The sequence below is a fragment of the Peribacillus sp. NPDC096540 genome (assembly GCF_050278525.1).
In the GTDB taxonomy this organism is placed as follows: domain Bacteria; phylum Bacillota; class Bacilli; order Bacillales; family DSM-1321; genus Peribacillus.
In genome coordinates, this window is sequence record NZ_JBNNTG010000022.1 from 36,916 (window position 1) to 54,605 (window position 17,690).

Consider the following 17,690-nt stretch of genomic DNA (forward strand, 5'->3'; position numbering starts at 1 on the left):
GGAGATTATGTATGAAAACATTCATTATTAATAATCTAATAGTTTATAACGAAAAGGAAACATACAAAAATGGGTACATTAAAGTCGTCGACGGAAAAATTGCCGAAGTAGGTCCAGTCAACCAATACAAACATGACGATGATGTTAAAGTAATTACTCTTTCACCGGATTATCAGGTAATTCCAGGTGCCATCGATATTCATATTCACGGGGCATCCAATGCTGATGCAATGGATGCCACATTCGAAGCTTTATCTACAATGGCAGAAACTCTTCCAAAAGAAGGAACCACCAGCTTTCTGGCCACTACAATGACTCAATCGACAGATGCCATTGAATCAGCACTCTTTAATGCTGGTCAATATATCGGAAATCAAACACAGGATCACGCTGAAATAGTCGGAATTCATTTAGAAGGTCCTTTCATTTCACCAGCACGTAAGGGAGCACAGCCTGCAGAGTATATCGTTGATCCTGATGTCCCCCTATTTAAAAGATGGCAGGAAATTGCCCAAAATCAGATCAAGCTTGTAACGCTTGCACCTGAACAACCAGACGGATTAGATCTTGCAGCTCATTTAAAGGAGACAGGCGTCGTCGCTTCCATTGGACATTCAGATGCAACGTATGACCAAATAGGTGAAGCGATTTCTGCAGGGGCTACTCACGTCACGCATCTTTATAATGGGATGCGGGGTCTTCATCACCGCGAGCCTGGTGTATTAGGTGCTGCTTATCTTCGAGACGAGCTGTTTGTTGAACTCATTGCTGATGGCATTCACTGCCGACCGGAAATGGTGAAGTTAGCTTATAACCAAATTACCAGTGACCGGATGATCTTGATAACGGACTCGCTACGTGCCAAATGGCTTGAAAAGGGTACCTATGATTTAGGTGGTCAGCCCGTGTATGTTAACGAAACGACAGCAACGCTTTCAAATGGAACACTCGCAGGCAGTATATTGAAAATGAACGATGCCATTAAGAACACCTTGCAATATACAGGTTGTTCCATGACTGACATTATTAAAATGACGGCAGAAAATCCTGCCAAACAGCTCCAGATTTTTGACAGAAAAGGCAGCATCCAAGTTGGTAAAGACGCCGACCTTGTTATATTAAATGAACGATTGGATGTTGAAATGACGTTCTGTAAAGGTAAATTAGCATTTAAAAAGGAGAATGTATAATGAATATTATTAAAGTACAGGATTACAAAGAAATGAGTCAGTCAGCTGCAAAAATAATCATTCAAAAAGTTAAAGAGAATTCGAAAATCAAGCTCGGTCTTGCAACAGGCGGGACGCCAAAAGGGACGTACGATGCTCTAATTGAAGATCACATGCAAAATAATACTTCGTATGAAAACGTAACATCATTTAATCTTGATGAGTACATCGGCTTAGATTCAAATGATCCAAACAGTTATCATTATTATATGGACCAATCATTATTCGCTCATATTAATATAAATAAAGAACAAACTTATCTTCCAAATGGTACAGCAGATAATCTGGACATGGAATGTACTCGTTTTGACAAAATGATTGAAGCCCTGGGCGGGATTGACCTTCAAATACTTGGAATTGGGCAAAATGGTCATATTGGTTTTAATGAACCAGGAACTTCTTTCTCATCTGGTACACATGTAGTCGCACTTGAGGAATCAACTCGACAAGCGAACGCACGCTATTTCGACTCCATCGACGAAGTGCCCACACATGCAATTACAATGGGAATTGCCACAATAATGAAAAGTAAAGAAATTCTGCTGCTAATATCTGGAGAAGAGAAAGCCGGAACCTTGAAGAAATTAATACATGGGGAAATAACAGAGGAATTTCCTGCATCTATCCTTAAAAAACATAATAATGTTACAATTATCGCAGACCAAAAAGCGTTATCTGGAGTGTTAATACCCTAAAAGGAGCGAAGATCAATGATTGATAAAAACTCACCTCTTCCAATTTATTTTCAAATTGAAGAACAAATAAAAAGACAAATAGAAAGTGGTGAGTTCCAAGCACACAATGCCCTTCCATCTGAACGTGAATATGCAGAAAAATTCGAAATTAGCAGAATGACTGTCCGTCAGGCCATAAATAACCTAGTTAATGATGGCTACCTATATCGTCAAAAAGGCAGAGGAACCTTTGTAGCAGATAAGAAGCTGGAGCAGCAGCTTAATGGATTGACTAGCTTTACAGAGGATATGAAAGCCCGAGGGTTAAACCCAAGCAGTAAACTGCTGAGCTTCGAAATCATTCCTGCAAGTAAAAAAATTGCTAATGAACTGCACATTTCCATTTATGCTCCTGTTTATGAAATAAAGAGGATACGATTGGCCGATGATGTTCCAATGGCACTCGAAACGGTGTATATGTCTGCGAATTTAATTAAAGGATTAACTGAAGAAATTATAAACCTGTCTCTTTACCAATATGTAGAAAATTACGTTAAACTTAAAATCGACTATGCAACGCAAACATTGGAATCAGCGATTGCTTCAGATACAGAGATTACCCATTTAGCAATTCCTAAACATTCGCCCATTTTATTCATTCAAAGGAATACGTTTCTAAAGGATGGAACACCCCTTGAATATGTTAAATCAGCTTATCGTGCAGACAGGTATAAGTTTACAATCACAATAACTAGATGATTTGAATAATTGGCCGGTATTCCTTCACTTGAAAATGGTCATATATTTAAAATTCTTTTAATTGCTAAAGGTAATCGGAAGGAGTTACATATGAACTCATATTTTGAAGAAGTGAAAGCTTTACTCTCAGCTGCGGTAAATCAAGAGCAAAACGCAATTAAAGAATCTGTGAAGCATATTGCCAAATCCGTGATGTCAGATGGAATCATCCATTTATTCGGAAGCGGTCACTCTCATATTTTGACAGAAGAGGTATTCTACCGCTCAGGCGGGTTAGCAGCCATTCGTCCTATTTTCGTTGAAGATTTGATGCTTTTTAAAGGAGCATCAAGGTCATCGCAACTTGAAAGACAAAATGGCCTATCAGAGAAATTCATGAATGATGAGGACATCCGTCCTGGTGATGTCTGTATCGTCATTTCATCCTCTGGTGTGAATCCCGTCCCCATCGATGTTGCTGCAATCGCAAAAGAAAAAGGCGCCTTTGTTATTGGATTGACTTCACCTGAGTATGCTAAAAGTTGTCCTTCACGGCATAAACAGAAACTTTATCTCCACGATGTCGTTGATTTAGTCATAGACAATCATATTTCCAAAGGTGATACATTACTGAAATCAGATAACATATCATTTGGATCTGGATCGACTGTAATCGGAGCTGTCCTTCTAAATATGATTTTCACTCAAGTCATTGAGACCATTATTGAATCAGGGGTGACCCCTCCTGTTTTCCTAAGTGGGAATATCGAAGGGGCAGATGAACACAATCAAAAGCTTATCGCGAAATATAAAACAAGAATTCCCCAATTGTGAATCCTTTTAGCCAAAAAGAATCAAAATTAAAAGAAGGTATCCATACGATGCCTTCTTTTAATTTTAGAGGTACTCCTCTTATTCCTGTATTAATGTGGCAATCACTAATAGCGCGAAAAACTCCTGCAGGCATCATAGCAACAAATGGACCTACGAGCAATGACAGATGCAGAGATAATAACCGTACCCCCACTTTTCTCATGAACAAGTACATCGCTTCTTTGACTTGTTTGTCTTTAATTTCGTTAAAGCGATCCATCTAGAAAAGCGATGTAAAGCGCAATCAAGATAATAAAAGGAACCTTTCATATATCGATCAGTCAATCCAGAAACTGTCTAATTACTCATCATTTTACCTCTTAAAATTTGGATTATTATGCAAATTCCATAACAGTCTATTATTACAAGTTTAAGTTATGGTAAATAAGGGAAAATCCCAATAAGCAATCAATCTACTATTCTTAGAGGAGGAAATATAAATGACACAACCAACTATCGACACTGAAACGAATAGCAAACTGTTAAAAGGTATTCTTATTGGCGGACTTGTAGGTGGTGCTTTAACCTTACTTGACTCCAACATAAGGAATAAAGTAAAACGGTCGGCAATTCTTTTAAAAGATAACTCCGTGAATATGATTGAACAAGTTAAGGAAAATCCAGGCGAAGTGAAGGAACAGATGGTATCTGGTGTTAAAGGAGCAGCCAACACGATTAAAGAGGCAATCAATGACGTTGAAACTTTATATGAAAACATCAATGAAGACGTGGTAGGCAAGGTAACCGAAGTAAAGGATATCTCCACCGATGCCCTTGATTCAGCCAAAGAAGCAACAAGTGAACTAAAAGGCATCAGCTCCAAAGTTGTAGTGGCGGGAAAACAATTGAAAGAAACACCAGCTCAGTCATTAAAAGCTGACAATAAAAAAGGAAAAAAAGAAAGTGATGAACTAGTTACAAAATCAGAACTCTCCAATGAAAAGTCCATTTCATCCAACTTCTGATATATAAAAAAGCTGAGGCATTACGCCTCAGCTTCACTTTGTAGACAAAAGGGGTTCGGAACACGTATTAACACCTTCAATTCCTTAGATATGGTTTCTTTCAAAAGTTTTAATAACAAAGTTGATTGGAGTGGAAGGTGCGAGACTCCGGGAAAAGCGCGTTTGGGGGAAGACCCCGCAGGCGCAAGCCGAGGAGGCTCCCTGACCGCCCGCGGAAAGCGAGTGCCTGGAGCGGAAATCAACGTCCAAATTGTACAAGCCATAAAAAAACTGTAGCTGAGGCATTATGCCCCAGCTACAGTTTTTCCATATATCATCTCACTTGATAACCTTAGTTAGAACCTTCTAATTTATTCGTTATATCATGATCTTCTTTTACTTCAGCTAACCAATTGGGATATTCCTCTTGTAATCTTTCAGAAAGAAGCGTTTGTTTAATTACTTCTTTACTGTCTTCTAAATTAGCTTTTTTTGCTTCCTTCTTACCGGTTACTTTTATGATATGGTATCCATAATCGGATTTGACTGGATCACTAACTTTATCTATATCAAGATTAAAGGCAACATCTTCAAACTCGTCCACCATATCACCTTTGCCAAAGTATCCTAAGCTTCCACCGTTTTCTGCCGTTTCTGTATCAGTAGAATATTCAGCTGCCAATTTAGCAAAATCGCCGCCTTCTGCAATTTCTTTAGCAACTTTCTTAGCCGTTTTTTCGTCTTCGACTAAAATATGACTAGCTTCCACTTGTTCTGCTTGAGCAAAGGAATCTTTATTATCTTCAAAATACGTACTGATTTCATCATCTGTCACGGTAATTCTCGGTTCAATCAATTTTTTTGTTTGAAGATAAACTACGATGTCTTTTTTCAAGGCAGCCATGGAAGAACCGCTTGCTTCCAATTGCTCTTTTAACGCTTTTTCATCACCACCATAGGATTCAACCATAGTATCGATCTCTTTCTGGATTTCTTCATCCTTTATTTTAATCCCCGCTTTTTCCGCTTCCAATTCAACCAATTTATTTGTAATCAACAGGTTTAATGTATCTGCTCCATACCCCTCAACAAGCGTGTCATAAAGCTCATCCTTATTGATTTTCTCTCCATCCACGCTCGCCATTGTCTTATCTGTAGACGAAATCATCGCAAATACCATGATACCGGCAATGATTAAAATGCTTCCTGCCCAAACATATGCCTTCGTGCTTCTTAATAGTTTCATGAATACTCTCCCTTAATTTTTCTATTATGATAGCTTGGAAATATTAATTAATCCTTAAGGTTTTACTCCCAACTGCTGTATGCACCGTATCCTGTCATTATACTAACATACTTATCTCTCAACTGATATTTTAGAGTATTATTACTAAAGACTGATCGTCTACCCTCTGACCAGTTCAATAAAGGTTCGTTATTCCAAAGATAATAAGTTATATCCATACTGAATTTCGGAGTGAATATAACAGAGTTGATGATGTACTTTTATATGTTTGGCATGAAATCCTATTAGTACTTGTCACAAACTTAGAAACGAAAAAGCATGGTCTAAGAAGAGGATTCCTCTCAAACCATGCTTTTTCTTGTGTTATTTACGATGCATTTTGAATTCCAAAAAGAGTTCGTTGTAATGGGCTAAGTTTTTCTTCCCAAGGTTTTCGTACACTTCCAGTTTCTCTGTTAGTTCTGGTGATGGATAAAAACGTTCATCCTTCACTACTTCTTCCGGCATATATTTCAACGCTTCTTTATTAGGAGTTGAGTAGCTAACATATTCAGCATTTTGTGCCGCTACTTCTGGATCCAGCATGAAATTGATAAACTGATGAGCAGCGTCCACATTTTTGGTCGTTTTCGGTATAACCATATTATCAAACCATAAATTGGACCCCTCTTCTGGAACCACATATTCAAGATCTTCATTTTCAGCCATAATTTCAGAAGCCACTCCCGACCAAACCAGACCAATCGCCGCCTCCTGTGCTTCCAATAGCATGCGGCTTTCATCCCCAACAATTGCTTTAATGTTCGGAGTGAGTTTGTCTAGCTTGGCTTTTGCCTCTTGAAGATGTTCTTCATTCTTATCATTCAGGGAATAATTCAAAGAGTTCAGCCCCATACCAATTACTTCTCGGGCACCATCTGTTAAGAGGATTTCATTTTTCAAATCCTTATCCCATAAATCTGCCCAGGCTGTAATCTCTTTACCACCAAGCATCTTAGAATTATAAACAATACCAACAGTTCCCCAGAAGTAAGGAACAGAAAATTTATTTTCTGGATCAAACGGCAGGTTAATAAATCGCTCGTCGATATTTTTCAAATTAGGAAGCTTGGAATGATCCAAGGGAACAAGTAAATTTTCTTCACGCATTTTATCAATCATATATTCTGACGGGATAGCGATATCATAAGTCGTACCGCCCTGTTCGATTTTGGTCATCATTGCTTCATTAGAATCGAACGTCTCATAAATGACCTTGGTGCCTGTTTCTTCTTCAAAACGGTCGATTAAATCTGGATCGATGTAATCGCCCCAATTATAGATGGTAAGCGTATTGCTGCTCGTAAATCCCTGCGATGTATTCAATCTTGAAATCGCATATAAAAGCAAGGCAGATACGACAGAAATGACTAAGAACATTTGGACGAGCTTTTTCATCGTCTCCCCCCCATTCCCGTCTGCCTGACTCGTTGAGTAATAAAATAATAAACGACAACCAACAGAAGTGTTACTGCGAACAGCAATGTCGATAACGCATTAATATTTAATGAAATTCCACGGCGAGCCAATGAATAGATTTCCACGGAAAGGGTCGAGAATCCGTTACCGGTCACAAAAAATGTAACCGCAAAATCATCGAGTGAATAAGTCAAAGCCATAAAAAACCCAGCAAAGATACCTGGTAAAATGTAAGGCAGGATAACCTTTGTCAATACATCCCACCGACTTGCCCCTAAATCACGGGCCGCATCGATTAAGGTCGGACTCATTTCCTGAAGTTTTGGAAGCACGAGTAGAACAACAATAGGAATACTGAAGGCGATGTGTGACAACAGTACGGAGTAAAACCCGAGCTTAATTCCGGCCATTGTGAAAAGAATCAGGAAGGAGGCACCGATAATTACATCTGGGCTGACGATCAATACGTTATTCAGAGACAATAACGTATTTTTTGCTTTACTGCTCGCAAAGGAGCGGATTCCAATTGCTCCAATCACGCCAATGATCGTAGCGATAAGTGCAGATAATAAAGCAATCACAAGTGTATTTAATACAATGATCAACAATCTTGTATCTTGGAATAGCTCCTTGTACCACTCCAAGGTAAACCCTTTAAAGTTATACATCGTTCCACCGCTGTTAAACGAGTAAAATACTAAAAAGAAAATCGGTGCATAGAGTACTAGAAAAATCAAAACGAGAAACGCTTTTGATAATGGTGATAATTTATTACTCAATTTACACACCCTGCTTTCGGTTACCCGTTACAAACATAATCAGGAACATTATTATAATCAAAAAGACAGCAATTGTGGAACCCATTCCCCAATCCTGTGTCACTAGAAAATGCTGCTCGATTGCCGTACCAAGGGTAATGACACGGTTACCGGCGATCAATCTTGTCAGCATGAACAATGAAAGTGCCGGGATGAATACGACCTGGCACCCCGTCTTAACACCATCAATTGTTAACGGGAAAATCACGCGGCGGAATGTCATCCATCTGGACGCTCCTAAGTCATTGGCCGCATCCAAAAGTGTTGGATTCATTTCGTCCAGTGCATTGAATATCGGTAAGATCATGAACGGGATAAATATATAAACCGAAACGAAAATGAAACTGAAATCAGTAAAGAGAATTTGCTGCTTCCCAATTCCTATCGCTTCTAGAAAACCATTCGCCACACCATATGTGCCAAAAATGCCGATAAAAGCATAAGCTTTTAAGAGTAAATTAATCCAGGAAGGTACGATGATCAGTAACAGCCACAACTGCTTATGTTTGGTTTTTGTCAACAAGTAAGCCGTCGGATAGGCCACTAACAGCGATATCCCTGTAATTAAAAAAGCATACCAAAATGAGCTCAGAGTCATTTTTAAATAAACAGGTGTAAAGAATTTTTGATAGTTAATCAATGATAAATTTCCTTCGATATCAAAAAAGGAATAATAAAGGATTAGCAGAATAGGCGCAATAACAAATAGAGCAATCCATAGGACATAAGGAATGAAGTAAATATTACGGGACATTTTATTCTGCATGACTTTCCCCATCATGATACGCTTCTAGACGCTTATCGAATTCTTCCTCTGTTTCCCCTAACCTCATGACGTGAATCGCTTCAGGATCGAAATACAGTCCAATTTCGTCTCCAACTGTCGCCTTTTTAGTAGATTGGACAAGCCATTCATTACCATCATGGTCATAGCAGCTGATTTCGTAATGCACACCACGAAATAGCTGAGAATCCACCCGAACCCGCAGTTTCCCGCGATCAACAGAAGTAATCTCCAAATCTTCTGGACGGATGACAATATCCACAGCTTCATTTCGATTCAAACCTTGATCGACGCATTCAAATTGCCTGCCGACAAATTCCACTAGATAATCTTCAATCATTTTCCCTTTTACGATGTTAGACTCACCAATGAAATCTGCAACAAATCGATTCAGCGGCTCATCATAAATATCCGTAGGCGGCCCACTTTGCTGAATTTTTCCTTTGTTAAGGACAAAAATTTCATCCGACATCGCGAGTGCTTCCTCTTGATCATGAGTGACGAAGATAAAGGTGATTCCAAGCCTTTGTTGTAGCTCACGTAATTCATATTGCATTTCTGTACGCAATTTCAAATCAAGGGCAGATAACGGTTCATCAAGAAGGATGACTTCTGGTTCATTAACAATCGCTCGGGCAATCGCTACCCGTTGGCGCTGACCGCCGGACATTTCCCTAATCTCACGTTTTTCATAGCCCTCCAAATTTACAAAGCTCAGAGCTTCCTTTACCTTTATTTCTACATCCGTATTTTTCATTTTTTTGATCCGGAGCCCGAATGCCACATTTTCAAACACATTTAAATGCGGAAAAAGTGCATAATCTTGAAAAACCGTATTAACTTGTCGTTTATTGGCTGGAACATTATTGATTTTTTTTCCTTCAAAATAGATATCACCCTTGGAGGCTTCCGTAAATCCAGCAATCAAGCGAAGGATAGTGGTCTTACCACAGCCTGAAGGTCCTAAGAGTGTGTAGAACTTGCCCCTCTCAACTTCAAAACTAACATTATCGAGAACAACGGTATCATCATCAAATTGCTTTGTAACGTGTTCGAAGCGTATTATCTTCTCGTTTATCATAGCTACTTCCCTCTTTCCATTACCTTACATAATCTATTTTTACCCTAAACAACCGGCTGCATATGTTTGTTTCTATAAATATGATTCCGTCACCACAAGTAATAACTCAGATGGACCATCAAAATCATTGATGATTTGATGTTCATCAGATGCATGAAAATAAATTGATTCCCCGGCTTTCACGAGATAAGTATGTGTACCTAGCTTTACAATAACCCTGCCACTTAATACATATCCGAAGGTTTCTGACAAAGATGGTTCAAATCGTTTGAATTCCCCTTTTTCCTGAAGAGTCAAAAGGATTGGTTCCATTTCCTTCTCATTCGATTCAGGTACAAGCCATTGAATTTGATAGCCTCGTTCCTCATCGATAAAAAATGTTTGTGCTTCTTCCTCATAAACTACTTTCTGGACCTGTTCCTCTTCATCGAAGAATTGCTTTGGGGTACAGCCTAGTACTTCTAAAATATTGAAGAAAGTTTCAATTGAAGGTGAACTCAAATCTCTTTCTAATTGTGAAATATACCCTTTGCTTAAATCAGTTCTTTCTCCTAACTCTTCTTGGGTCAAACCCTTTTTCAAACGAAGGTTTTTTATTTTTTTTCCAATTTGCATAATTTTACCCTCAATCGGTTTACAAATAGTAAACTCAAAGTGCATAAAGTTTTGTATTAGTAAACTTTATGTTTAATTTAACGATTTTATTATACAGGAAATGAGTAAAACTTCAACGGAAATTAAATGAAAGTGCCTTATTAAATGAGGAAAATCTGAAGTAGATAAAGGAAACGCCAATTGGCAGACCGAGGCTGAGAAGATTTATAAAATCCAGGATGCTTCTAGTATTTGCATTTAGATTAATCTGTTGATTAAATGAGCTAAAAAATAATAATAAGAGGACTGCCACTGGCAGTCCTCTTATTACCACTTCTCACAAATCTCCCGCGCTTTTTTTTCCCCATTTGCAATACAGTCAGGAATTCCTACACCATAATACGAACAACCTGCAAGCAACACGTTTGGATAATTTGCGGCGATTTTCGCCTCCAACGATTGAACAATGTGAGGATGCTTTATATGGTAGTTCGGCATATCTTCATGCCATTTTGTCACTTCACTAGTAATGGGAGTCCCGGTAATACCCAAGCTATTTTTAATATCACTTAAAGCCACCTTTATTAATTCCTGTTTCTTAAGGGACTGTAATCGATCATAGTCTGGACTTGAGCTTTTATAAAAGAGCCTTACTAAAAGTTGACTGTTTTTAGAGGTATGCTCCCATTTCCTGCTCGTCCACGTACAGGCGTTACAGATTAAATCACTATTATCACCCACAATAAAACCTGTTCCATCATTTGGGAGATTGCTATCTGGTATATCAAATCCAAGATAAATGCTAATCATCGAGCTATTGATTAAGCCAGTGAAATCTCTATCCAGTTCCTGATCACCTAATAATTTCTGGGCAGTCGTATGCGGTGTACTCAATACGATGAAGTCAGTTTCAAGTGTTTCACCGTTTGCTAATGAAATTATATACCGATCGTCATTCCTTCTTATTTTTTCCGCCAGAGTCCCTTTTAAAATCTCCACCGTATCTAGATGTTCTTCTAATCGTTCAACTAACATAGATAAGCCGTTTTTAAATGAAAGAAACTTCTTATTACCCTTGCTCTGGTATTTATGTTTATTTTCCGATAGCCCGCGAATGATGCTACCATATTCATTTTTATAATCCAACATCTCAGGCAGGGTTTTAGCAATAGTCAGTTCATTTAATTCCCCTGAATAAACACCAGATAGGACTGGCGAAATCTGTTTCTGCACCAATTCCTTACCTAAGAAGCTTTCAAGAAATAAGCCGATTGAGTCATTCTTCGTAAACGTCTCATTTTTTGTATAAAAATCCTTTAATGCATCGACCTTTCCCTGTGCAGATACAAGTTCACTCTTCGCCAAAGACTCTAAGCTCATTGGAATCCCGTACAGGGCATCTTCCGGGATTTTCTTCAGCTCACCATCCGTATGGATAAATGATTTTCCTGTTGCGTTATAAACCACTTGATCCTCTAGGTTCAATTCATTAAGGAGCGGTTTTATATTTTGTTTTCTGGCAACAATTGAATCAGCACCAGTTTCTATTTTAAATGGACCATCCTGCACTGTCATGATTTTTCCGCCTAATTTCTCATTGCCTTCTATTAATACTAAGCGTACAGAGATACTGTTAGCTTTAGCTGCTTTTTGTAAATAATACATCGTTGATAAACCGGTAATGCCTCCGCCGATAACTACTACTGTTTTCAATAGAATCACACCTCAATTAACATAATTATCATTAAGTAAAGTGTACCATAAGGCAGCCGCATTATTAAAACCACTATATAAATCATGTATATTTCTATGATGACATGTAACAAATTAGACAAAGAAATAGACCTTTCCTGTTTCGAAAAGTCTAATCGCCCTTTGCATTTTATTAATTCGTAATCGAATGAATCTATAATTATGTGCGGTTCCTTTTTCTTTTTCTCCAATCCCGAAGGAAAGCAATACCCTCCATAGACCAGCCATCAAATGCAAGGCATTATCATTTCCCTCACTCGTTCCGTCTCATAATATATATTCCATTATCTGCATCCACCCGCTTTTTCCTTCTTTTTGAATTCCTGTATCTTGAAATCCCGATTTCTCATAAAGGGTTTTCGCAATCACGTTCATGACGTCCACTGCAAGAATAATCGAATCTTTGTTTGGAAAAATTCCTTTTGCAAATTCCGGAAGGACTTGCAAGGCTTTCTTCGCAATTTTTTTGCCTTGGTACTTTTGATCAACGAGAAATCCACGGAGTAAAATTGCTTTCTTATTGTTGGTGAAAGGGCTAATGTTTTCTCCAATGTGTAAAACAAAAAAACCGACAGGGATACCATCAGCCAATATAACGAAAGGATGCCTGTCCACATCTTCCCGGCAGTATTGTAGTGACTGTTCCGGCAGAACAGAAAAGGATGTTTGTGTTTCCGGTAAATAAAACTGTGACAGCTCCTGATGATGTTCCAGCAGATAAGGCGATAAAGTGATAGACTCGATTCTCTGGTCCTGTTTCATTGGGTTCACTCCTTCAGTTACGATTACTATTCTTATTCAATAACTCTTTCGAAAATCCCTCCATTAACCAAAGAAGCGCTACCGAATGTATCGGCAGCGCTTCTTTGGTTAAATTCAATGGATGTTTTCATTGATTGTTAGTGCTTCACGTAAATTGATTTGCTGGCGGAGTATATTTGCAACATCACGTGTGATTTGTCGTTTTTCAAACATATCCTGTACTTCGTCTCGTTCTGCCTGAATCGCTTTATAGAATAGCTCTCTTTCATAATCAACCATTTTACTAGGGATTCGGCCTCTATTCTCTCGTTTGCATTTTAAAATAAGCACTTTATACTCTTCAATAATCATGGATGACGTCTCATGGTTTTCAGAAGTAATACCCGCTTGTATCTCTTGGATGGCGGCTTTATACATCCTGATTTTAAGGTCTCTCACCTTTTCCAATCTCTCTATATTGATCCTTCTTATTTCACTTTTATTAGGGAAAAATAATTTAATAACCCTCAGCATACTTCTTCTGAAAAGCGTTACTGACCTGAAAAAACGGAATTTCATTCGGTTTGTGACCGCGCCTTCCATACGTTGAATATATTCCTTGCATATAAATGCCGTTTCCCGGTCCACTTTCTCCTCCTTAATAAGTTTATCAAGGAATCTTTGCTCTGCTTCAAGGGCTTTAAAGCGAAGAACCTTTTCTTCTTCCCTTAATGCAGCTGGCTCTTTCTCCTGTTCTACATAGGACAGTGCATTAATCTTGGTACAATACCTCGAAATAATCGATAAAGCCGCTTCCCGGTTTTCATCTGTCATTTGGGATTCTACAACTTTAATCGCCGCTTGATGTGTGTGAATGGTCGCAGCTTTCGTTTTATCAGCCTGCTTATCCACGATTTCCTCTTCTTCTGTCCGTGCTATGATTGGCAGAAATACGCTGGCAACCATCAAAGTCAGCAATATGACACCTGCTGCAATGAAGATGATTAACGAACGCTCCGGGAAAGGACTTCCATCTGCCAACACATACGGAATAGAGAACGCACCCGCTAACGTTACAGCTCCGCGAACACCGGAAATGGTAATGATTCCGGCCGCTTTCAAGTCTGGTTTTTGGACGCCTACTTTTTTCGTCATCCAGCCAATTGACCAGGCTGCCATAAGCCAAATGAATCGTAAAGCAAAGAGGAAAAGTGTAATGACCATAATATATAGGATCACTTGCCCATTATTGAAGGCTGGATCCGCAAATATAGTTTTGGCCACGCTTGGAATTTGCAGGCCAAGTAATACAAACACAAGCCCGTTCAGTACATACAAAATGACAGACCATGTACTCTTAGAAACAACCTGTAGTTCTACCGTTGGTGATATTTCCCGATCTCGTTCAATGGCATGGACAATACCCCCAGCCACGACCGCTAAAATCCCAGAAAGGTGGAAATGTTCCACAGCGAGGAAAATAATAAAAGGAGTCAGGATTTGGATTAACATGTGCATCGTAACATCTTCCATTCCTAAACGGCGAAGAAATACACGGAGCCTGATAATGATGAAGGCAATAATTGCTCCTCCTACAAAACCACCAGTCGCAATCCATATGAAACTGAACGTTGCGTCCACTAAGGAGAAAACACCAGTGACTGTAGCTACAACGGCAAATTTAAAGGCAACTAGACCTGAGGCATCATTCATGAGCCCTTCTCCTTCAAGAAGGTGCATTATGCTCTTAGGTAACTTAACTCGACTCGCCAAAGCGCTGACTGCCACTACATCGGTAGGTGACAAAATGGCAGCTAAAGCAAATGCAGCCGGCAATGGAATTGAAGGAATCATCCAGTTGATTAAATAACCTCCAGCCCAAACCGTTATGAATACTAAGCCTAATGCAAGCATGAGAATAGGCGCTCTCAGCTTCCATAGAGCTGTACGGGGCACACTCTTCCCATCATTAAATAAAAGAGGGGCGATAAATAACAGCAAAAACAGCTCTGTCTCCATCTCTACGTGGATACCAAAAGGTAAAAGCGCTAGCACAACACCCAGTGCTATTTGAATTAACGGTACAGGTATAAAGGGTATAAAATGGTTAATTACATTAGACATTCCAATTAATATTAGAAGGGCTAATATAACAAGAAAAAACTCCATACAAGCATCTAACATCCTCTCTCATCTATTTTCATAACAATAAGCGTACCATATATATACCCCTTTATTCATTCAATAACTATTATTTCCTAGAAACACACGGAATAATAATACCTTTTTATAAAAGCAATTGACCCACACGTGGCGTGATAGATAAAGATGAATATTGAGGTGATTGGCAACATTTACCCTATCAGTTTCTCCAATTAGTGTACTCGACTTCTATACCTATACATTCATGTTGTTCTCGGAACAAAAAGACGAAGGTGTTTGTGCAACACATTTGCCTGAAAAGGTAAAAGAAACCCTTCATCGCCATCAATATTGATTGCAAGTTCCTCTGAGTAGATAAATGCAACTTGGACGTTTGAAAATATTCTACTTCTTCATGTCCTTTTATCTCGCCCTTCATTAAACTCGGAATAATCCTGACAATAAGAGGAAGGGATAAATCTTTAATAATAAATGTGTGCAGCTTTCAATCATTTACTTCCGCCTCGGGTGCAAGTTGTTCGAAACCCCCGACTGAATTAGTCATCGTGGCAATTAATAAATAAGACTCTCCCAACCACCTTCCCTGATCATGTTCAACAGTTAAAGGAAACGAAGTCTTTTTGACTAACGTTCTTGCTCCTTCTATAAAATAAGCAAGTGAGCCAAGACGAGTTTTTTGCTCAACGGTCACATTATAGGTAGCCTCAGCAATTGCACCGACCGCCAACACATTCATGAAATAACGATCATTGATCTTCCCGATGTCAGCATTCTTAATCTGCGCTACTTTTAACATCTCAATGGCTTCATCAGGATGCAAAGGTATGCCAAGGGACCTAGCGAAATCATTTACCGTACCTAGTGGTATAACCCCGAAAACAGGCCGGTGCTTCTGTTCGGCCAACCCATTCACTGTCTCATTTACTGTTCCATCTCCCCCCATCGAAATAACTGCATCAAATTTTTCTGCACAGGATTCCTTAGCAAACTCCAAAGCATCACCTTCGGCTTCGGTTTTACGAACAACCACTTGATCATAGATTTCACCGAGTACCCTTTCTGCATTCGGCAAAATCTGTCCTGCCTTTTCTTTCCCTGAAGATGGATTTATGATAATCATCACTTTTGACATATGCTACCTCCCATTACTGTATCTCTACTACCAAGTAACCTCTTTACTGAAGTACTAAAACCGCACACTCTCTTTTCTGGAGCTAAATATTCATTTTTTTGAATCAAAAGTATCTGTTTACTAAAAAAAGGAACGGAACACTACAGACAAGTCAGACCCTTTCCTAGATTGAACCATATAGAGCAAGCACCTAAAAGACGTATAGAAGTAGTAACCGGTTAGCCATCAATCTGTTTTTTCTGTAAATTATCTGCACTTCATCTGTTACATAAACACCCTATTCTATTTCATTGAATATTGCCTAACCTTTTGTTCGCTCTTTATTCCCCTCACTCTTCAACCTATATATTTCTTCTTATTTTCACTTTTTTTAATAAATAACCCCCCAAAAATATTAACAAGAACCCTATTCCTATAGGGTTTTTGTGCTCAATCTGAAATATTTTTTAAATTTTCTGTAAAATACCTATACATTTTCCAATTTCGGGTATATACTGTATTATAACAACAAGTAGACAGCGAAAACTGTACTATATAGAGGAGGAGCGAGACATGCAAACAAATCAATCAAGTTTATTAATAAACCATTCATTTAAACATTGCCCAGAATGTGGTGAAACACTTGTCGAACATTCAGATCTGATGGAATGCAATCGCTGCCTTTCTAAACGTGAAGAATAAATCATTTTAAGAAAAAATATAAAAATATTAAAAGGAGGAAATAATCATGCAAACGAAAAAATCCATTGAATTTTTCAACAATATCCCTGCTAAACATTGCCCCGAGTGCGGTGATCATATTGTCGAACATGCTGAGTCCTACTTAATGGAATGTGACCGCTGTCTTACCAAACGTGAAGAATAGATTAACCAAATTAAAAGGAGGAAACCATCATGCAAACGAAAAAACCCATTGAATTTTTCAACAATATTCCTGCTAAACATTGCACTGAGTGCGGTGATCATATTGTCGAACATACTGAGTCCTACTTAATGGAATGCGACCGCTGCCTTTCTAAACGAGAAGACTACTAAACAATTTAAAGGAGGAAACTATCATGCAAACAAAAAATCCGTTGGAGTTCTTTAGAACCCTTCCACCTAAACAATGTCCCGAATGTGGTGATCAAATCACTGAACAAGCCGAATCTTACCTCATAGAATGCGACCGCTGCCTTTCTAAACGAGAAGACTACTAAACAATTTAAAGGAGGAAACTATCATGCAAACAAAAAATCCGTTAGAGTTCTTTAGAACCCTTCCACCTAAACAATGTCCCGAGTGCGGTGATCATATCACTGAACAAGCCGAATCTTACCTCATAGAATGTGACCACTGTCTTTCCAAAAAAGATGAATATTAAAAAAAGTTACTGACATCAAGAAGCTGTAAAGGCCAACTTTTTGATGTCAGTACATTTCCGAAAAATCACCAATATATTAACCTGCCACTCCAGATCCCTT

The 17,690-nt window shown here is 38.6% G+C and carries 21 protein-coding genes; 11 read left to right on the plus strand and 10 right to left on the minus strand.

What is annotated here, in order from left to right; genetic code table 11:
- The first annotated feature begins 11 nt into the window (after positions 1-11).
- The 5 genes from nagA (at position 12) to ACQKMR_RS18120 (ending at position 4,479) form a co-directional block, all read left to right on the plus strand.
- The gene (gene nagA / locus ACQKMR_RS18100) at positions 12-1,190 is read left to right on the plus strand and encodes an N-acetylglucosamine-6-phosphate deacetylase (RefSeq protein WP_427698542.1); all 1,179 of its coding nucleotides are present in this window, start codon (positions 12-14) and stop codon (positions 1,188-1,190) included.
- Positions 1,190-1,924, plus strand: coding sequence for a glucosamine-6-phosphate deaminase (nagB, locus tag ACQKMR_RS18105; protein WP_427698543.1), 735 nt, complete (start codon positions 1,190-1,192; stop codon positions 1,922-1,924). The genes nagA and nagB overlap by 1 nt, the downstream gene beginning before the upstream one ends.
- A gap of 15 nt (positions 1,925-1,939) precedes the next feature.
- On the plus strand, positions 1,940-2,662 hold the full coding sequence (gene phnF / locus ACQKMR_RS18110) for a phosphonate metabolism transcriptional regulator PhnF (protein ID WP_427698544.1): 723 nt from the start codon (positions 1,940-1,942) through the stop codon (positions 2,660-2,662).
- 90 nt (positions 2,663-2,752) lie between these two features.
- Positions 2,753-3,475, plus strand: a complete 723-nt coding sequence (locus tag ACQKMR_RS18115; protein WP_427698545.1) for an SIS domain-containing protein — start codon at positions 2,753-2,755, stop codon at positions 3,473-3,475.
- Positions 3,476-3,954: 479 nt separating this feature from the next.
- Positions 3,955-4,479: a YtxH domain-containing protein gene (locus ACQKMR_RS18120; RefSeq protein WP_427698546.1), complete on the plus strand. Its 525-nt coding sequence runs from the start codon at positions 3,955-3,957 to the stop codon at positions 4,477-4,479.
- 331 nt (positions 4,480-4,810) lie between these two features.
- Here the strand turns inward: ACQKMR_RS18120 and ACQKMR_RS18125 are convergent, their stop codons facing one another.
- From ACQKMR_RS18125 to ACQKMR_RS18165, 9 genes are all read right to left on the minus strand, one after another.
- Positions 4,811-5,704, minus strand: coding sequence for a foldase protein PrsA (locus ACQKMR_RS18125; RefSeq protein WP_427698547.1), 894 nt, complete (start codon positions 5,702-5,704; stop codon positions 4,811-4,813).
- Between the two features lie 363 nt (positions 5,705-6,067).
- Positions 6,068-7,141 carry an ABC transporter substrate-binding protein gene (locus ACQKMR_RS18130; protein WP_427698548.1) on the minus strand — a complete coding sequence of 358 codons (1,074 nt, stop codon included), beginning with the start codon at positions 7,139-7,141 and terminating at the stop codon, positions 6,068-6,070.
- Complete coding sequence (locus ACQKMR_RS18135) at positions 7,138-7,941, minus strand: ABC transporter permease (RefSeq protein WP_427698549.1); 804 nt, start codon at positions 7,939-7,941, stop codon at positions 7,138-7,140. The genes ACQKMR_RS18130 and ACQKMR_RS18135 overlap by 4 nt, the downstream gene beginning before the upstream one ends.
- A 1-nt stretch (position 7,942) precedes the next feature.
- Positions 7,943-8,746 (minus strand): ABC transporter permease, encoded by an 804-nt coding sequence (locus ACQKMR_RS18140; RefSeq protein WP_053348246.1) that lies wholly within the window; start codon positions 8,744-8,746, stop codon positions 7,943-7,945.
- Positions 8,736-9,845 carry an ABC transporter ATP-binding protein gene (locus ACQKMR_RS18145; RefSeq protein ID WP_427698550.1) on the minus strand — a complete coding sequence of 370 codons (1,110 nt, stop codon included), beginning with the start codon at positions 9,843-9,845 and terminating at the stop codon, positions 8,736-8,738. Before ACQKMR_RS18145 ends, ACQKMR_RS18140 begins: the two co-directional genes overlap by 11 nt.
- Positions 9,846-9,917: 72 nt before the next feature.
- On the minus strand, positions 9,918-10,460 hold the full coding sequence (locus ACQKMR_RS18150) for a helix-turn-helix domain-containing protein (RefSeq protein ID WP_427698551.1): 543 nt from the start codon (positions 10,458-10,460) through the stop codon (positions 9,918-9,920).
- Between the two features lie 306 nt (positions 10,461-10,766).
- Complete coding sequence (locus ACQKMR_RS18155; protein WP_427698552.1) at positions 10,767-12,152, minus strand: protoporphyrinogen oxidase; 1,386 nt, start codon at positions 12,150-12,152, stop codon at positions 10,767-10,769.
- 306 nt (positions 12,153-12,458) lie between these two features.
- Entirely contained in the window at positions 12,459-12,953 is a 495-nt protein-coding gene (locus tag ACQKMR_RS18160) for a GNAT family N-acetyltransferase (RefSeq protein WP_427698553.1), read from the minus strand.
- Between the two features lie 114 nt (positions 12,954-13,067).
- The gene (locus ACQKMR_RS18165; RefSeq protein ID WP_427698554.1) at positions 13,068-15,101 is read right to left on the minus strand and encodes a Na+/H+ antiporter; all 2,034 of its coding nucleotides are present in this window, start codon (positions 15,099-15,101) and stop codon (positions 13,068-13,070) included.
- A 175-nt stretch (positions 15,102-15,276) separates the two neighbouring features.
- Between ACQKMR_RS18165 and ACQKMR_RS18170 the strand changes: the two genes are divergently transcribed.
- Positions 15,277-15,429 (plus strand): hypothetical protein, encoded by a 153-nt coding sequence (locus ACQKMR_RS18170; RefSeq protein ID WP_427698555.1) that lies wholly within the window; start codon positions 15,277-15,279, stop codon positions 15,427-15,429.
- Positions 15,430-15,579: 150 nt separating this feature from the next.
- On the opposite strand, the gene ACQKMR_RS18175 is transcribed toward ACQKMR_RS18170, so the two are convergent.
- Positions 15,580-16,227, minus strand: a complete 648-nt coding sequence (locus ACQKMR_RS18175; protein WP_427698556.1) for a diacylglycerol/lipid kinase family protein — start codon at positions 16,225-16,227, stop codon at positions 15,580-15,582.
- Positions 16,228-16,779: 552 nt separating this feature from the next.
- Here ACQKMR_RS18175 and ACQKMR_RS18180 point away from each other — a divergent pair.
- Genes ACQKMR_RS18180 through yhfH (ACQKMR_RS18200) form a run of 5 tightly spaced genes read left to right on the plus strand, consistent with a single transcriptional unit; the run spans position 16,780 to position 17,590 of the window.
- Entirely contained in the window at positions 16,780-16,908 is a 129-nt protein-coding gene (locus ACQKMR_RS18180) for a protein YhfH (protein ID WP_427698557.1), read from the plus strand.
- Positions 16,909-16,954: 46 nt separating this feature from the next.
- Positions 16,955-17,092, plus strand: coding sequence for a protein YhfH (yhfH, locus tag ACQKMR_RS18185; protein ID WP_427698558.1), 138 nt, complete (start codon positions 16,955-16,957; stop codon positions 17,090-17,092).
- Between the two features lie 29 nt (positions 17,093-17,121).
- On the plus strand, positions 17,122-17,262 hold the full coding sequence (yhfH, locus tag ACQKMR_RS18190) for a protein YhfH (RefSeq protein WP_427698559.1): 141 nt from the start codon (positions 17,122-17,124) through the stop codon (positions 17,260-17,262).
- Positions 17,263-17,285: 23 nt separating this feature from the next.
- Positions 17,286-17,426 (plus strand): protein YhfH, encoded by a 141-nt coding sequence (yhfH, locus tag ACQKMR_RS18195; protein WP_427698560.1) that lies wholly within the window; start codon positions 17,286-17,288, stop codon positions 17,424-17,426.
- A gap of 23 nt (positions 17,427-17,449) precedes the next feature.
- Complete coding sequence (yhfH, locus tag ACQKMR_RS18200) at positions 17,450-17,590, plus strand: protein YhfH (protein ID WP_427698561.1); 141 nt, start codon at positions 17,450-17,452, stop codon at positions 17,588-17,590.
- The last annotated feature ends 100 nt before the right edge of the window (positions 17,591-17,690 follow it).

Coding starts and splice junctions, on each gene's coding strand:
- nagA (WP_427698542.1), top strand. CDS start 12: ATGAAAACATTCATTATTAATAATCTAATAGTTTATAACGAAAAGGAA.
- nagB (WP_427698543.1), top strand. CDS start 1,190: ATGAATATTATTAAAGTACAGGATTACAAAGAAATGAGTCAGTCAGCT.
- phnF (WP_427698544.1), top strand. CDS start 1,940: ATGATTGATAAAAACTCACCTCTTCCAATTTATTTTCAAATTGAAGAA.
- ACQKMR_RS18115 (WP_427698545.1), top strand. CDS start 2,753: ATGAACTCATATTTTGAAGAAGTGAAAGCTTTACTCTCAGCTGCGGTA.
- ACQKMR_RS18120 (WP_427698546.1), top strand. CDS start 3,955: ATGACACAACCAACTATCGACACTGAAACGAATAGCAAACTGTTAAAA.
- ACQKMR_RS18125 (WP_427698547.1), bottom strand. CDS start 5,704: ATGAAACTATTAAGAAGCACGAAGGCATATGTTTGGGCAGGAAGCATT.
- ACQKMR_RS18130 (WP_427698548.1), bottom strand. CDS start 7,141: ATGAAAAAGCTCGTCCAAATGTTCTTAGTCATTTCTGTCGTATCTGCC.
- ACQKMR_RS18140 (WP_053348246.1), bottom strand. CDS start 8,746: ATGCAGAATAAAATGTCCCGTAATATTTACTTCATTCCTTATGTCCTA.
- ACQKMR_RS18145 (WP_427698550.1), bottom strand. CDS start 9,845: ATGATAAACGAGAAGATAATACGCTTCGAACACGTTACAAAGCAATTT.
- ACQKMR_RS18150 (WP_427698551.1), bottom strand. CDS start 10,460: ATGCAAATTGGAAAAAAAATAAAAAACCTTCGTTTGAAAAAGGGTTTG.
- ACQKMR_RS18160 (WP_427698553.1), bottom strand. CDS start 12,953: ATGAAACAGGACCAGAGAATCGAGTCTATCACTTTATCGCCTTATCTG.
- ACQKMR_RS18165 (WP_427698554.1), bottom strand. CDS start 15,101: ATGGAGTTTTTTCTTGTTATATTAGCCCTTCTAATATTAATTGGAATG.
- ACQKMR_RS18175 (WP_427698556.1), bottom strand. CDS start 16,227: ATGTCAAAAGTGATGATTATCATAAATCCATCTTCAGGGAAAGAAAAG.
- ACQKMR_RS18180 (WP_427698557.1), top strand. CDS start 16,780: ATGCAAACAAATCAATCAAGTTTATTAATAAACCATTCATTTAAACAT.
- yhfH (WP_427698558.1), top strand. CDS start 16,955: ATGCAAACGAAAAAATCCATTGAATTTTTCAACAATATCCCTGCTAAA.
- yhfH (WP_427698559.1), top strand. CDS start 17,122: ATGCAAACGAAAAAACCCATTGAATTTTTCAACAATATTCCTGCTAAA.
- yhfH (WP_427698560.1), top strand. CDS start 17,286: ATGCAAACAAAAAATCCGTTGGAGTTCTTTAGAACCCTTCCACCTAAA.
- yhfH (WP_427698561.1), top strand. CDS start 17,450: ATGCAAACAAAAAATCCGTTAGAGTTCTTTAGAACCCTTCCACCTAAA.